This is a genomic window from Variovorax sp. 05T418 (genome assembly GCF_056396385.1).
Genome location: NZ_JBFTLJ010000004.1, coordinates 423,867 through 438,280, shown reverse-complemented (window position 1 = coordinate 438,280; position 14,414 = coordinate 423,867). Strand labels below are relative to the sequence as shown.

The following is a 14,414-nucleotide window of genomic DNA, read 5'->3' as shown; positions in this document are numbered from 1 at the left end:
GTCGGCGGGCGGCGCTTGCAGGCGTGGTTCGGGATGCCGGTCCGGGCACGGCAAAATGGCCCGATGACCGACAAGAAAACGCTGCTGCTCGTCGATGGCTCGAGCTATCTCTACCGCGCCTTCCATGCCATGCCCGACCTGCGGGCCGTGCCCGGCGACCCGAAGAGCCCGGCGACCGGCGCCATCCGCGGAATGATCAACATGATGACGGCGCTGCGCCGCGAGGTGCGCGCCGACTACGCGGCCTGCATCTTCGATGCACCCGGCAAGACTTTCCGCGACGACCTGTACCCCGAATACAAGGCCAACCGCTCCCCCATGCCCGACGACCTGCGCAGCCAGATCGACCCCATCCACGAGGTGGTCAAGCTGATGGGCTGGCCGGTGCTCTGCGTGCCCGACATCGAGGCCGACGACGTGATCGGCACGCTCGCCAAGACCGCGGCGCAGCAGGGCGTCGAAGTGATCGTGTCGAGCGGCGACAAGGACCTGAGCCAGCTGGTGGACGAGCACATCACCATCATCGACACGATGAACGGCAAGAAGCGCGACGTGGCGGGGGTCACGGCTGAGTTCGGCGTGCCGCCCAACCTGATGATCGACTACCAGACGCTGGTCGGCGATGCGGTCGACAACGTGCCCGGCGTCGAGAAGGTCGGTCCCAAGACAGCTGCCAAGTGGCTGCTCGAATACGGCTCGCTCGACGCGTTGATCGAACGCGCCGCCGAAGTCAAGGGACAAGCCGGCGAGAACCTGCGCAAGGCCTTGGACAAGCTCCCGCTGAGCCGCCAGCTCGTCACCATCCGCACCGATTGCGACCTGGCCGCGCACGTGGTCGGCCTGCCCTCGCTCGAAGGCCTGCCGGTGGGCGCGCCGCAGACCGCCGAGCTCAAGCCCTTCTACGAGCGGTTCGGCTTCAAGAGCCTGGTCAAGTCGCTCGAGGCGCTGGAAGTGCCGCCCGAGCTGATCGAAGAGAACATCAAGAAGCAGATGGCCCGTGGCGCCGCTGCGAGCGCCGACCAGGGCGGCCTCTTCGACGAATCGGCCGAGCTCGGCGCGCTGGAGGCCGCATCGCCCGCGAGCAACCTGAAGTACGACACCATCACCACCTGGGAACAGTTCGACGCCTGGCTCGCCAAGCTCGAGGCCGCCGAGCTGGCCGCCATCGACACCGAGACCACCTCGCTCGACGAGATGGTGGCGCGCATCGTCGGCGTGAGCTTCAGCATCGAGCCCGGCGCGGCGGCCTACGTTCCGCTGGCGCACAACTATCCCGACGCGCCCGCGCAGCTGCCCATCGACGAGGTGCTCGCCAGGCTCAAGCCCTGGCTCGAAAACCCCGCGAAAAAGAAGCTCGGCCAGCACATCAAGTACGACCGCCATGTGTTCGCCAACCACGGCATCGAAGTGCAGGGCTATGCGCACGACACCATGCTGCAGAGCTATGTGCTCGAGGCGCACCGGCCGCACGGGCTCGCAAGCCTGGCCGAACGCCACCTGGGCCGCAGCGGCATCTCGTACGAAGACCTGTGCGGCAAGGGCGCGCACCAGATCCCGTTCAGCCAGGTCGACATCGCCAAGGCCGCCGAATATTCGTGCGAGGACAGCGACCAGACGCTCGACGTGCACCTGGCGCTGTGGCCGCAGATCGAGCGCGACGAGAAGCTGCGCTTCATCTACCAGCTCGAGATGGATTCGAGCGAGGCGCTCTACCGCGTCGAGCGCAACGGCGTGCTGATCGATGCGCCCACGCTGGCCGCGCAGAGCCACGAACTCGGCACGCGCATCATGGCGCTCGAACAGGAGGCCTACGAGATCGCGGGCCAGCCCTTCAACCTGGGTTCGCCCAAGCAGATCGGCGAGATCTTCTTCACCAAGCTGGGCCTGCCGGTGGTCAAGAAGACGCCGAGCGGCGCGCCCAGCACCGACGAGGAAGTGCTCGAGAAACTGGCCGAGGACTATCCGCTGCCGGCCAAGATCCTCGAGCACCGCGGCCTGTCCAAGCTCAAGGGCACCTACACCGACAAGCTCGGCCAGCTCGCCAACCCGCGCACCGGCCGCGTCCACACGCACTATGCACAGGCCGTGGCGGTGACGGGGCGGCTGTCGAGCAACGATCCCAACCTGCAGAACATCCCGATCCGCACGCCCGAAGGCCGCCGCGTGCGCGAGGCCTTCGTTGCACCGCCCGGCAGCGTGATCGCGAGCGCCGACTACTCGCAGATCGAGCTGCGCATCATGGCCCACATCAGCGGCGACGAGTCGCTGCTGCGCGCCTTCAGGGAGGGCATCGACGTGCACCGCGCCACCGCGGCGGAGGTGTTCGGCGCCACGCCCGACCAGGTGTCGAGCGAGCAGCGCCGCTATGCGAAGGTGATCAACTTCGGGCTCATCTACGGCATGAGCAGCTTCGGCCTGGCGCGCAACCTGGGCATCGAGACCAAGGCCGCGGCCTCCTACATCGACCGCTACTTTGCGCGCTATCCGGGCGTGAAGGCGTACATGGACGAGACCAAGGCATTGGCCAAGGAAAAGGGCTATGTCGAGACCGTGTTCGGCCGGCGCCTCTACCTGCCCGAGATCAATTCGCCCAACGGCCCGCGCCGCGGCGGTGCCGAGCGCGCGGCCATCAATGCGCCCATGCAGGGCACGGCCGCTGACCTGATCAAGCTCAGCATGATCAAGGTACAGAACGTGCTTGACGAAGAGAAGCGCGCCACCCGCATGATCATGCAGGTGCACGACGAACTGGTGTTCGAAGTGCCCGAGGCCGAGATCGAATGGGTGCGCACCGAGATCCCGCGCCTGATGGCCGGCGTGGCCGAGCTCAAGGTGCCGCTCCTGGCCGAGATCGGCATCGGACCCAACTGGGACAAGGCGCACTGATCCCCACCCACTGAAGAAAGAAGAAGCACGCACATGACATTCCAGCCCCGCAAATTCCTGCTCGCCGCCGTTTGCGCCGCATGCCTGGGCACCGCATTTGCCGCCCCCGATGCCCGCATCGCCTCGCTGGCCGCCAAGGAAAAGCCCGCGCTGCTCGAGACGCTGAAGGAACTGGTCTCGATCGAATCGGGCAGCCGCGACCTCGAGGGCCTGGAGAAGATCTCCGACCTCATCGCCGCAAAGTTCAAGGCCATGGGCGGCGAGGTCGAGCTGGTCGACACCAGCGCCGAGGCCTACCGCATGGAAGACACGCCCGAGAAGATCGGCCGGGCCGTGCGCGCCACCTTCAAGGGCACGGGCAAGAAGAAGATCATGCTCATCGCGCACATGGACACGGTCTACACCGTGGGCATGCTCAACAAGCAGCCGTTCCGCGTCGAGGGCGACAAGGCCTATGGCCTGGGCATTGCCGACGACAAGCAGGGCGTGGCGGTCATCACGCACACGGTCGCGATGCTGCAGGCACTGAAGTTCAAGGACTACGGCACGCTCACCGTGCTGATCAACGGCGACGAGGAAATCAGCTCGCCGGGCGCGCGCGCGCTCATCACGCGGCTGGGCGGCGAGCACGACGCGGTGCTGTCGTTCGAGGGCGCTTCGGTCAAGGAAGACAAGCTCTCGCTGGCCACCGCGGGCATTGCCTCGGTCACGCTCAACGTCACGGGCAAGGCCTCGCATGCGGGCTCGGCGCCGGAATTGGGCGTGAATGCGCTCTACGAGCTGTCGCACCAGATCCTGCAGATGCGCGACCTGTCCGACCCCGCCACCGGCTTGAAGATGAACTGGACCATCTCCAAGTCGGGCAGCAATCGCAACGTGATCCCCGCCAGCGCCACCGCGGGCGCCGACGTGCGCGTGCTCAAGGTGAGCGACTACGACCGCATCGAGCAGCAGGTGCAGGAGCGCGTGAAGAAGCAGCTGATCCCGGAGGCCAAGGTCGAGATGAAGTTCGAGCGCCGCCGTCCGCCGCTCGAAGCCACCGATGCCTCGCTCGCGCTTGCGAAGCACGCGCAGCAGATCTACAAGGACGAGCTCGGCCGGCCGCTGGGCGCCGACGACAAGGTGGCCGGCGGCGGCACCGATGCCGCCTTTGCCGCGCTCAAGACCAAGGCGCCGGTGGTGGAGCGCTTCGGCCTGCAGGGCTTCGGCGCGCATTCGGCCGATGCCGAGTACGTGCTGGTCGACTCCATCGAGCCGAGGCTCTATCTTGCAACCCGCATGGTGATGGATCTCTCCCGCAGCAAGGTCGCAGGCAACTGAGCCGGCCATGCGCCTGCGCCACATCGAGGTCTTCAACGCCATCATGCTCACGGGCAGCGTGAGCGCGGCGGCGCGGCTCATCAACATCACGCAGCCGGCGGTGAGCCGCACCCTGCAGCATGCCGAGCTGCAGCTGGGCTTTCCGCTGTTCCAGCGCGCCAAGGGCCGGCTCACGCCGACCACCGAGGCGCTCACGCTCTATCCGCACATCGAGCGGCTGTTTGCGCAGCTCGACGAGGTGCAGCGCCTGGCCGCCAACCTGCGCGCGGGCAGCGACACCGGCGAGCTGCGCATCCTGAGCGTGCTGGCGCTGAGCTACGAGGTGCTGCCGCGCGCGCTCAAGGCCTTCCGCGAGAAGCACCCGGGCTATGCGATCACGGTGGAGTCGCTGCACTCGCCGCAGATCATGTCGGCGCTGCTGCTGCAGGAGGCCGACGTGGGTTTTGTCTTCAGCCCCGCGGTGCATCCCTCGCTCACGCAGGAAACGCTGGCCGACACGCGCATGGTGTGCATCGCGCCCAAGGGCATGCTGCCGCGCGCGCTGGTGCGCAACGGCTCGGTGGCGCTGCACGACCTGGTCGACCGGCCGGTGATCGGGCTCGACAGCCGCGACCCGGTGGGCACCAGCCTGAGCCAAGCCTGCCGCCAGGCGGGCGTCGGCTTCCAGCAGGCGGTGGTCACGGTGCAGACCTACCACGCCGCGCTGTCGATGGCGCACCACGGGCTGGGCGTGGCGCTGGTCGATGGCTGCACGGCGCGTTCGGCGGACGCCGCCAAGGTCGACGTGCTGGCGCTCGAGCCGCACATTCCGGTGCCGGTGCGCGCCCTGCGTTTTGCGGGCAAGCCCGATTCGGTGGCGGTGCGCGGCATCACGCGCTGCATGCGCGAGGCGATCGAGCAGGCCGTCTGACACCGCTGGCGCGGCAACTCAGGAAGCCGCGGGCTCCAGCGCCTCGGCAATCCGCTGCGCCGAGCCGAAAGCCAGCGTGAAGCCCAGCGCGCCATGCCCGGTGTTGAACAGCATGTTCGCGGGCGCGCTCGCGAGCCGCCCGATGATCGGCAGCCCCTTGGGCGTGGCCGGCCGCATGCCGGTCCACGGATGCAGTTCCTCGAGCCGGCTTGCATGCGGGAAGACGGCGCGCGTGGCGGCAGCCAACGTCTCGATGCGCGTGGCCGGGATGCTCGCGTCGTGCCCCACCAGTTCCGCCATGCCCGCCACGCGCAGCCGCGAGCCGATGCGCGCGAACACCACCTTGCGGGCGCTGTCGGTCACGTTCACCGTGGGCGCGGCGCCGGGCGAGGGGTCGACCTCCATCGTGATGCTGTAGCCCTTGAGCGGATACACCGGCAGGTAGGCGCCCAGCGCGCGCCCGAGCCTGTGCGAGGCCGAGCCCAGTGCCATCACGAAAGCATCGGCCTCGATGTCGCCGGCACTGGTGTTCACCGCCGCCACCCGGCCGTTGCTGCGCGAGAAGCCGTGCACATCGGCGCCGAGCACAAAACGCACGCCGCGCGCGCCGAGCACCCGCTGCAGTTCGGCGCAGACCTTGAGGCAGTCGGCCGCGCATTCGCTCGGCGTGTAGACGGCGCCCGCCATCTGGCTGCGGTAGTCCGCGAGCGCGGGCTCGATGGCGGCGCATTCGTCGGGCGAGACGATGCGCTGCTCGCTGCCCAGGGCGCGCTGCAGTTCGAGCTGCGCGCGCGCGCCGTCAAGCGAGGCCGCGCTGGCATACAGCACCAGCTTGCCTGTGGCGGAAAAGTCGCAGTCGGGTGCCACGTCGGCCTGCATCGCCTCGAACCCGGTGCGGCTGAACGCGGCCAGCGCGAGCAATTGCGCGGTGGTGCTGCGCGAGGTCTGCGCATTGCAGGCGGCCAGGAAGGCCAGGCCCCAGCGCCACTGGAGCGGGTCGAGCTGGGGCCGCAGCTTGAGCGGCGAGGAGGGCGAGAGCAGCAGCTTGGGCAACTGCTTCCAGATCGACGGATCGGCCAGCGGCTGCACGTACGAGTAGCTGAGCTGCGCGCCATTGCCGCCGCTCGCGCCCGCACCGGGGGCGGCGCGGTCGACGACCGTGACCTGGTGGCCCCGGCGTTCGAGCTGCCAGGCGGTGGCCAGGCCCACGATGCCGGCGCCCAGCACACACACATGCATGGAGGCAACTTTCCGAAGAGGGGGTGAAGAGGGGACAGCGTCGACTGTAGGTGCGCGCCGCGCCGGCCGGAAATGCCAAAAGCGCGGTGGCCCATAGCCAAAGCGCATGCCCCGTCCGTCCGCCTGCCTTAACCCATAACCTTTGGGTATGGCCTAGGGTTCATTTGGAATTGTCGCGATGTGTCACTCCTTCTTACACTGGCTGTTCTGTTCAACCAACCTGAAGAAGGCTCGCATGAAACTCTCCGCATTGATGGCTGCCGCTGCCGTGGTGCTGCTTACCGCCACGGGCGTCCAGGCCGCCGACACGCTGGCCAAGATCGCCGAGTCCGGCAAGATCACGCTCGCCTACCGCGAGTCGTCGGTGCCCTTCAGCTACCTGGACGGCCCCAACAAGCCGATCGGATTCTCGGTCGAACTCTCCAACGCCGTGGTCGAGGCGGTGAAGAAGAAGCTCAACAAGCCCAGCCTGCAGGTGCAGCTGATGCCGGTGACCTCGCAGAACCGCATTCCGCTCATCACCAACGGCACCGTCGACCTGGAGTGCGGCTCCACCACCAACAACAGCGCGCGCGGCAAGGACGTGGCCTTTGCCGTGAACCATTTCTACACCGGCACGCGCCTGCTGGTGAAGAAGTCCTCGAAGATCAAGGACTACGCCGACCTCGCCAAGAAGACGGTGGCCAGCACCACCGGCACCACCAATGCGCTGGTCATGCGCAAGTACAACACCGAGAAGAACCTCGACATGGACATCGTGCTCGGCAAGGACCACGCCGATGCCTTCCTGCTCGTGGAAAGCGACCGCGCCGTGGCGTTTGCAATGGACGACATCCTGCTGTTCGGCCTGATCGCCAACGCCAAGAACCCGGCCGACTACGAGGTGGTGGGCGAGCCGCTGCAGGTCGAGCCCTATGCCTGCATGCTGCCCAAGGACGACCCGGCCTTCAAGAAGCTGGTGGACGACACCTTCATCGGCATGATGAAGAGCGGCGAGTTCGAGAAGCTCTACAACAAGTGGTTCATGTCGCCGATCCCGCCGAAGAACGTGCCGCTGAACCTGCCCATGAGCCAGCAGCTCAAGGACAACATCAAGGCGCCTTCCGACAAGCCAGCGACCTGACCCACGGACGGACCGGACCATGGCTTCCACGAACGTAGTCGGCATCCTGGGCGGCATGGGCCCTGCGGCGGGAGCCGATTTCGTCCGGCTGTTCGTGCAGGCCTGCGCGCAGCAGATGCGCGCGCGCGGGGAGCCGGTGCGGGACCAGTCCTTTCCGGAGCACTGGCTCGCGCAGGTGCCGGTGCCCGACCGCACCGATGCGCTGGGCTCGGCCGAGAACGGCGCGCACCAGCCGCTCGAGCCGATGCTGCAGGCGCTCGGGCGGCTTGCCGCGCTGGGCAGCCAGGCGGTGGCCATTGCCTGCAACACCGCGCATGCCTGGCATGCCCGGCTGCAGGAACGCTTTCCGCAGGTCGAGTTGCTGCACATGGCACGCGAGGTGGCGCTGCATCTGGCCGCGCAGGGCACGGGCAGCGTGGCGCTGATGGCCACCGAAGGCACCTACCGCGTGCGGCTCTACGAACAGGCGCTGGCCGAGGCGGGGCTCGACTGCCATGTGCCGCTGGCCGAGGAGCGCCGCATCATCACGCGCGGCATCTTCGACGGCGTCAAGGCCGGCAACATGCAGCTCGCCGAGGCCTGTTTTTCTCAGGTGGCGCTGCGGCTCGCAGAGCGCCACGGGCCGGTCACCATCATCATGGGCTGCACCGAGGTTCCGCTCGGGCTGCAGGGCTCGGCCGCCGTGGCCGGGCTGAGCCTGGTCGACCCGGCACAGGTGCTGGCCGCCGCACTGGCGCGCCGCGCCTACCGCGACTAGCAAGCAACCCTGCCGGCAGACGGGGCTGGCTGATTTCGCCTACATTGCGGCGTGCGTTTTTCGTGCATGCCGTCCTTGTCCGACGATTCAACTGGAGCCCTACCCATGTCCCTTCGCGACGACAGCCGTTCCGATTTCGATTCGCTTCGCCCCGGCCAGAGCACCGAGCAGGGCGCCACGCGGCGCACCGCGCTCAAGGCCGCCATTGGCGTGGGCTACGCGGCCGCGGTCATGCCGGTCGTGGCGCAGACTGCCATCAGCACCTCGGCCGAAGGCCTGAAGGCCGGCCCCGTCAAGTACACCGTCAATGGCTTCGAGGTGCCGGCCTATACGGCCGCGCCGGCCGGCAAGACCGGCCTGCCCGTGATCCTGGTGGTGCAGGAGATCTTCGGCGTGCACGAATACATCGCCGACACCTGCCGCCGCTTCGCCCAGCTCGGCTACCTGGCCATTGCGCCCGAGCTCTATGCGCGCCAGGGCGATGCCAAGAGCTACACCGACATTCCCAAGCTGCAGGCAGACATCGTGAGCAAGGTGCCCGATGCGCAGGTGCTGGCCGACCTCGACGGCGCGCTCGCGTACGCCGCGGCCAACGGCGGCAACGTGGCCAAGGCGGGCATCACCGGCTTCTGCTGGGGCGGGCGCTTCGTGTGGCTCTACGCGGCCACCGGCAAGGTCAAGGCCGGCGTGGCCTGGTACGGCCGGCTGGTCGGCCAGCCGAGCCAACTCACGCCCAGGCATCCGATCGACGTCGCGGCCAGCCTGCAGGCGCCGGTGCTCGGCCTCTACGGCGGCAAGGACCAGGGCATCCCCCTTGACACGGTTGATAAGATGAAAGCCGCCCTCGCCACCGGAACCCCGGCGGCCAAGGCTTCGAGCTTCGTCGTGTATCCCGAAGCAGGCCACGCGTTCCATGCCGACTACCGCCCGAGCTACGTGAAGAGCGCGGCCGAAGACGGATGGCAGCGCGCCACGGCCTGGTTCAAAGCCAATGGCGTCGCCTGACGGGCAGCCAGCAGCCACCCTCCGCCGAAGGCCGTCCCCGTGACGGCCTTTTCTCTTTTTATGAACGGTATCGGGCATCGATGCCCATCGACATTGCGCAAGCAGCTATGAATTTGATAGTGATCATCGCGGCGACCCTGGTGGCCGGCATCGGAAGCGTGTGGCTGGCCGCATTGCTCTTGCGCGTGGGCGTTCGCAACGGTTCGGGCGGCGTGAATTCGCAGCACCTGCTGAGCCTGGCCGCAGGCGCGCTGCTGGCCACCGCGTTCATGCACCTGTTGCCCGAAGCCTTCGAAAGCCGCATCGAGCCCGCGCTGCTGTTCGGCGTGCTGCTGTTCGGCCTGGTGTTCTTCTTCCTGCTCGACAAGGCCGAGCTCTGGCACCACGGGCACGAGCACCATCACGGCGATCACGGCGATCACGGCGATCACGGCCATGGCCACGACCACGGCCACCACCACGGCCATGCGCATGCCCACGCGCCCCGCACCGGCGGCGGCTGGGCCGTGCTCACCGGCGACAGCGTGCACTGCTTCGGCGACGGCATCCTGATTGCGTCGGCCTTCATCGCGGACATACGCCTCGGCCTGGTGGCGGCCGTGGCCGTGCTGGCGCACGAGGTGCCGCACCACATCGGCGACCTGGTCGTGCTGCGCCAGAGCTCGGCCAACCAGCGCGCGGCGCTCGTCAAGGTGTCGCTGGCCGGCACCATGACCATGCTCGGCGGCATCGTGGGATGGTGGCTGGTCGACCAGCTGCACGGCTGGCTGCCGTACTTCCTGGTGCTGGCCAGCAGCAGCTTCGTCTACGTGGCGCTGGCCGACCTGATTCCCCAGCTGCAGAAGCGGCTGCCCGCGCGGCAGACCGCGGCGCAGATCGTGTGGCTGGTGGTGGGCATCGCGCTGGTCACGCTGGTGAGCCGGCTCGCGCACGGCGAGCACGGCCACGGCGACCATGGCCAGGACGAAGGCCACGGGGAACATGGCCACGTCCACAAGGACTGAGAGCAGGGCGGCCAGGCCGCCGGCGCCGGTGCAGCGAAACTTTCCGACACCGACGCCGCGCCTGAGGTGAACCGGAATGGCCGAAACAGGCGCACTATAGGGGTTCGTTCCGTATTCAGCCTGAGGAGCCGATCATGATTCACGTCGACGCCACCGCGCGTTCCGCCTCGTCGTCCGACGAAGACGACGACAACACGCCAGCCGACGACTTCGAGGAGACCGACAGCGAAATCTCCGACGACCTGTCGGAGGAAACCGGCATCGATCTCACCGATGCGAGCGAGCTCGACGCCGACAACGTTCCGGCCGACGAGGAGTTCGACCGCGTGATGAACGCCCCCGACTGATCCCCGTCAGGCCTTCGCGTCGCGCCGCGTGATCACCTGCCCGTTGCGCGCGCCGCTGTGCGCGCCGTGCTGCCAGGTGACGGCGCCGTTCACGATCACCGCATCGATGCCTTCGGCCGGCAAGGTCGGCGACGCGTAGCTGGCCGTGTCGCGCACCGCCTGGGCATCGAAGATCACCACGTCCGCATGGTGGCCCGGCTTCAGCGCGCCGCGCTCGTGCAGCCCGAAGTTGCGCGCGGTGAGCCCGGTCATCTTCCACACCGCCGTCTCCAGCGGAAACAGGCCGACGTCGCGGCTGTAGTGGCCCAGCACGCGCGGGAAGGTGCCCCATAGCCGCGGATGCGGCTTCTCGCCGAGCGGAATGCCGTCGGAGCCGATCATGGTGTCCTCGAAGGCGAGGATGCGCTGCACGTCGTCCTCGTCCATCATGAAATAGATCGCGCTGCCCGGCGAAAGCCGCTTGGCCGCCTCTTCGCCGGACACGCCCCATTCGACCGCGATGTCCTTCAGGTCGCGCCCGGCGCATTCGGGGTGCGGCACGCTCGATGCAATCAGCACGCGGCCGTCCATCATGCCGCGGTCGGTGCGGATCATGGTGGAGCCTGCCGTGTAGGGATAGCAGTCGAGCCCGATGCACTGGTGGCGCATCGCTTCCTTGATGAAGGGCAGCGTGACCTTGCTCTTGCCGAAGTTCTGCGCGTTCTGCACCTTGTGGTGCGACACCACCACGGGAATGCCGAGCGCGCGGCCGATGTGGAAGGTTTCTTCGAGCGACTCCATCACGCGGTCGGCCTCGTCGCGCATGTGCGTCACGTAGAGCGCCTTGCGCGCGCTGAGCGGGCGGGCGACCTCGATGATCTCCTCGGTCGTCGCCTTGACGGCCGGTGGGTAGAAGGTGCCGGTCGACAGGCCGATGGCGCCGGCCTGCATCGCTTCCTCGACCAGGGCCTGCATGGCGGCAATCTCGCTGTCGTTGGCGGGTCGGTCGAGGTCGGACATGACCACGGCGCGCAGGGTCGAGTGCCCCACCATCGCGGCCACGTTCACGGACGATGGCGTGGCGCGCAGCGCATCGAGGTAGGCCGCGAAGCTCGTGAAGCGTCCCGCGGCCGGCGACTCGAGCAGGCTCAGCGGCATCGGCAGCTCCATGTCTTCGCGCAGCGGCGCGGCGCTGATGCCGCAGTTGCCCGCGATCACGGTGGTCACGCCCTGCGACACCTTGAACGGCATCTGCGCCTGCGACAGCACGGCCTGGTCGTCGTGCGTGTGCGAGTCGATGAAGCCGGGCGCGACAATGCGGCCGGTGGCGTCGAGCGTCCGGTCGGCGGTGTGGCCTGCAAGATTGCCGATGGCGGCGATGCGGCCGCGGGCAATGCCTACGTCGGCCTCGAAGCGCGGCGCCTTGGTGCCGTCGATCACGGTGCCGCCGCGGATCAGCAGGTCGTAGTGGTTTTTGAGTGTGCTCATGCGAGGCCTTTCATGTTTTCAAGGACGTTTGTTTGGGGCGCTCTTGTTCGGGGCGCGTGCACAGGCCACCGGGTACTCCCCTCCGCGAATGTCCCCCGGCCTGCGGCCTCCTCCTTGATTTCGCTGCGGGGAGCACCCGATGCCCTGTGCACCTGGGCACGCTCTGGGTGTACCGCTGATCGACGACTGCTCTGTCCAACGCACCCGCTGATGGGGTGCCTTGCGCAGCGAAATTAAGGAGGAGCCCGAAGGGCGGGGGACATTCGCGGAGCAAGGTACCCCGTCGGCGGGAGCAACGCCCTGAACAAGCGGCATCCACACCTCCACCTCAGCGAAAGTGGCAAGCCACCCAATGCCCGCCATTGGAAGACGAGGGTCGTTCCGTCAACTCGGGCACCTGTTCCTTGCACACCGCCTGTGCCATCGGGCAGCGCGTGTGGAAGCGGCAGCCCGACGGCGGGTTGGCGGGACTCGGCGGGTCGCCCTGCAGCAGCATGCGGCACGCCGGTGTGCGCGGATTGGGCACGGGCACGGCCGAAAGAAGGATCTCGGTGTAGGGATGCCGCGGCGCGGAAAACAGCGTGTTCCGGTCCGCGATCTCGACGATGTGGCCGAGGTACATCACAGCCACGCGGTGGCTGATGTGGCGCACCACCGCGAGATCGTGCGCGACGAACAGGTAGGCGATGCCGAACTCGGCCTGCAGGTCCATCAGCAGGTTCACCACCTGCGCCTGCACCGACACGTCGAGCGCGGACACCGGCTCGTCGCAGACGATCAGCTTGGGGTTGAGCGCCAGCGCGCGCGCAATGCCCAGACGCTGCCGCTGGCCGCCCGAGAACTCGTGCGGAAATTTCTTCGCCGCCTCGGGCCTGAGGCCCACGCGCGAGAACAGCCACTGCACGCGTTCGCGCCGCTCGGCCGCTGTGCCGGTGCCGAAGCTGCTGAAGTTGCGCATCGGCTCGGCCACGATGTCGCCGGCCGTGAGGCGCGGATTGAGCGAGGCATACGGGTCCTGGAAGATGATCTGCAGCTGGCGCCGGCGCAGCCGCATCTCGTTGGCGGAGAGCGTCAGCAATTCCTCGCCTTCGAGCTCCACCGAGCCCGAGGTCGGCTCCACCAGCCGCATCACCGACTTGGCGGTGGTCGTCTTGCCGCAGCCCGATTCGCCGACCAGCGACAGCGTTTCGCCGCGCGCCACCGAGAACGAGACGCCGTCGACCGCCTGGATCGCGGGCCTGGCCGGCCGCAGCCAGCGCTTGGGCGAGAGGTAGTGCTTGCGCAGGTTGCGCACCTGGAGCAGCGGGGCTGTGGTTGTCGTCGTCATGCGCTCACCTCGGCGGCATCGGCCCATTGTTCTTCGACGGCGAAGCAGGCCACCACGTGGTCGCCGCCCTGCAGTGTGAGGTGCGGCGTCTCCGCGCGGCAGCGCTCGCGCGCCTGGCTGCAGCGCGCCGCAAAGGCGCAGCCGCGGCCCAGTTCGTGCGCGGCCGGCACCAGCCCCGGGATCTCGGCCAGCCGCGTGCTCGCGGTGTTCATCGACGGCATCGAGGCCATCAGCGCGCGCGTGTAGGGGTGCAGCGGCCGGTCGAACAGGTCGACTACGTCGGCCTCTTCGACCTTCTTGCCGGCATACATCACGACCACGCGGTCGCAGCTCTCGGCCACCACGCCGAGGTCGTGCGTGATCATCACCACGCCCATGCCCAGTTCCTTCTGCAGCCGCTTGATGAGGTCGAGGATCTGCGCCTGGATCGTCACGTCGAGCGCGGTGGTGGGCTCGTCGGCAATCAGCACCTCGGGGTTGCAGGCCAGGGCCAGCGCGATCATCACGCGCTGGCGCATGCCGCCAGAGAGCTGGTGCGGATACTCCTTCACGCGCCGCTCGGGCTCGGGGATCTGCACCACGCGCAGCATTTCCACCGCGCGCTGCAGCGCGTCGGCGCGGCTGGCCTTCTGGTGCAGCTGCACCGTCTCGGCGATCTGCCGGCCCACGGTGAGCACCGGGTTCAGCGAGGTCATCGGCTCCTGGAAGATCATCGAGATGCGGTTGCCGCGGATCTGCCGCATCTCGCGTTCGCTGAGCCGCATCAGGTCGGTGCCGCGCAGGCGCACCGCGCCCATGTGGCGGCCGGGCGGCGTGGGCACCAGCCGCAGGATCGAGAGCGCGGTCACGCTCTTGCCGCAGCCCGACTCGCCGACCACGCCGAGCGTGCGGCCCGCGCGCACGGTGTATGAAACGCCGTCGACCGAGCGCACCACGCCGGCCAGCGTATGGAAATGGGTGCGCAGGTTGTCGACTTCGAGCAGGGGCTCGCCGGGCGCGAGCGCAAGATGGGACATGGGTGCCATGGCG

At 68.1% G+C, this 14,414-nt stretch carries 12 protein-coding genes; 8 read left to right on the top strand and 4 right to left on the bottom strand.

Annotated elements, in window-relative coordinates; all coding sequences use genetic code 11:
• Positions 1 to 63 precede the first annotated feature (63 nt).
• The 3 genes from polA to AC1DMS_RS10575 are packed head-to-tail and all read left to right on the top strand — an operon-like array spanning position 64 to position 5,116.
• Positions 64 to 2,886, top strand: coding sequence for a DNA polymerase I (gene polA, locus AC1DMS_RS10585; RefSeq protein ID WP_478180974.1), 2,823 nt, complete (start codon positions 64 to 66; stop codon positions 2,884 to 2,886).
• Positions 2,887 to 2,919: 33 nt separating this feature from the next.
• Positions 2,920 to 4,206 carry a M20/M25/M40 family metallo-hydrolase gene (locus AC1DMS_RS10580; protein ID WP_478180973.1) on the top strand — a complete coding sequence of 429 codons (1,287 nt, stop codon included), beginning with the start codon at positions 2,920 to 2,922 and terminating at the stop codon, positions 4,204 to 4,206.
• 7 nt (positions 4,207 to 4,213) lie between these two features.
• Positions 4,214 to 5,116 (top strand): LysR family transcriptional regulator, encoded by a 903-nt coding sequence (locus AC1DMS_RS10575; RefSeq protein ID WP_012746687.1) that lies wholly within the window; start codon positions 4,214 to 4,216, stop codon positions 5,114 to 5,116.
• An 18-nt stretch (positions 5,117 to 5,134) separates the two neighbouring features.
• Here the strand turns inward: AC1DMS_RS10575 and AC1DMS_RS10570 are convergent, their stop codons facing one another.
• Positions 5,135 to 6,355 carry a D-amino acid dehydrogenase gene (locus AC1DMS_RS10570; RefSeq protein ID WP_478180972.1) on the bottom strand — a complete coding sequence of 407 codons (1,221 nt, stop codon included), beginning with the start codon at positions 6,353 to 6,355 and terminating at the stop codon, positions 5,135 to 5,137.
• A 235-nt stretch (positions 6,356 to 6,590) separates the two neighbouring features.
• On the opposite strand from AC1DMS_RS10570, the gene AC1DMS_RS10565 reads away from it, so the two are divergent.
• The 5 genes from AC1DMS_RS10565 (at position 6,591) to AC1DMS_RS10545 (ending at position 10,591) form a co-directional block, all read left to right on the top strand.
• Positions 6,591 to 7,478 (top strand): transporter substrate-binding domain-containing protein, encoded by an 888-nt coding sequence (locus tag AC1DMS_RS10565; protein WP_012746689.1) that lies wholly within the window; start codon positions 6,591 to 6,593, stop codon positions 7,476 to 7,478.
• A gap of 19 nt (positions 7,479 to 7,497) precedes the next feature.
• Complete coding sequence (locus AC1DMS_RS10560) at positions 7,498 to 8,235, top strand: aspartate/glutamate racemase family protein (protein ID WP_062362530.1); 738 nt, start codon at positions 7,498 to 7,500, stop codon at positions 8,233 to 8,235.
• A 105-nt stretch (positions 8,236 to 8,340) separates the two neighbouring features.
• Entirely contained in the window at positions 8,341 to 9,240 is a 900-nt protein-coding gene (locus tag AC1DMS_RS10555; protein ID WP_062362528.1) for a dienelactone hydrolase family protein, read from the top strand.
• A 107-nt stretch (positions 9,241 to 9,347) separates the two neighbouring features.
• Entirely contained in the window at positions 9,348 to 10,244 is an 897-nt protein-coding gene (locus AC1DMS_RS10550) for a ZIP family metal transporter (protein WP_062362525.1), read from the top strand.
• A 134-nt stretch (positions 10,245 to 10,378) separates the two neighbouring features.
• Entirely contained in the window at positions 10,379 to 10,591 is a 213-nt protein-coding gene (locus AC1DMS_RS10545) for a hypothetical protein (RefSeq protein WP_012746693.1), read from the top strand.
• A 6-nt stretch (positions 10,592 to 10,597) separates the two neighbouring features.
• Here the strand turns inward: AC1DMS_RS10545 and AC1DMS_RS10540 are convergent, their stop codons facing one another.
• From AC1DMS_RS10540 to AC1DMS_RS10530, 3 genes are all read right to left on the bottom strand, one after another.
• Complete coding sequence (locus AC1DMS_RS10540; protein ID WP_062362522.1) at positions 10,598 to 12,058, bottom strand: N-acyl-D-amino-acid deacylase family protein; 1,461 nt, start codon at positions 12,056 to 12,058, stop codon at positions 10,598 to 10,600.
• Positions 12,059 to 12,386: 328 nt separating this feature from the next.
• Positions 12,387 to 13,385, bottom strand: a complete 999-nt coding sequence (locus tag AC1DMS_RS10535; protein WP_062362518.1) for an ABC transporter ATP-binding protein — start codon at positions 13,383 to 13,385, stop codon at positions 12,387 to 12,389.
• Positions 13,382 to 14,410 (bottom strand): ABC transporter ATP-binding protein, encoded by a 1,029-nt coding sequence (locus AC1DMS_RS10530; protein WP_278874899.1) that lies wholly within the window; start codon positions 14,408 to 14,410, stop codon positions 13,382 to 13,384. The genes AC1DMS_RS10535 and AC1DMS_RS10530 overlap by 4 nt, the downstream gene beginning before the upstream one ends.
• Positions 14,411 to 14,414 lie beyond the last annotated feature (4 nt).

What these genes read in the sequence shown, in the direction of transcription:
- AC1DMS_RS10565 (WP_012746689.1), top strand. Translation starts at nt 6,591, where the DNA reads ATGAAACTCTCCGCATTGATGGCTGCCGCTGCCGTGGTGCTGCTTACC.
- AC1DMS_RS10580 (WP_478180973.1), top strand. Translation starts at nt 2,920, where the DNA reads ATGACATTCCAGCCCCGCAAATTCCTGCTCGCCGCCGTTTGCGCCGCA.
- AC1DMS_RS10540 (WP_062362522.1), bottom strand. Translation starts at nt 12,058, where the DNA reads ATGAGCACACTCAAAAACCACTACGACCTGCTGATCCGCGGCGGCACC.
- AC1DMS_RS10570 (WP_478180972.1), bottom strand. Translation starts at nt 6,355, where the DNA reads ATGCATGTGTGTGTGCTGGGCGCCGGCATCGTGGGCCTGGCCACCGCC.
- AC1DMS_RS10555 (WP_062362528.1), top strand. Translation starts at nt 8,341, where the DNA reads ATGTCCCTTCGCGACGACAGCCGTTCCGATTTCGATTCGCTTCGCCCC.
- AC1DMS_RS10530 (WP_278874899.1), bottom strand. Translation starts at nt 14,410, where the DNA reads ATGGCACCCATGTCCCATCTTGCGCTCGCGCCCGGCGAGCCCCTGCTC.
- AC1DMS_RS10550 (WP_062362525.1), top strand. Translation starts at nt 9,348, where the DNA reads ATGAATTTGATAGTGATCATCGCGGCGACCCTGGTGGCCGGCATCGGA.
- AC1DMS_RS10560 (WP_062362530.1), top strand. Translation starts at nt 7,498, where the DNA reads ATGGCTTCCACGAACGTAGTCGGCATCCTGGGCGGCATGGGCCCTGCG.
- polA (WP_478180974.1), top strand. Translation starts at nt 64, where the DNA reads ATGACCGACAAGAAAACGCTGCTGCTCGTCGATGGCTCGAGCTATCTC.
- AC1DMS_RS10575 (WP_012746687.1), top strand. Translation starts at nt 4,214, where the DNA reads ATGCGCCTGCGCCACATCGAGGTCTTCAACGCCATCATGCTCACGGGC.
- AC1DMS_RS10545 (WP_012746693.1), top strand. Translation starts at nt 10,379, where the DNA reads ATGATTCACGTCGACGCCACCGCGCGTTCCGCCTCGTCGTCCGACGAA.
- AC1DMS_RS10535 (WP_062362518.1), bottom strand. Translation starts at nt 13,385, where the DNA reads ATGACGACGACAACCACAGCCCCGCTGCTCCAGGTGCGCAACCTGCGC.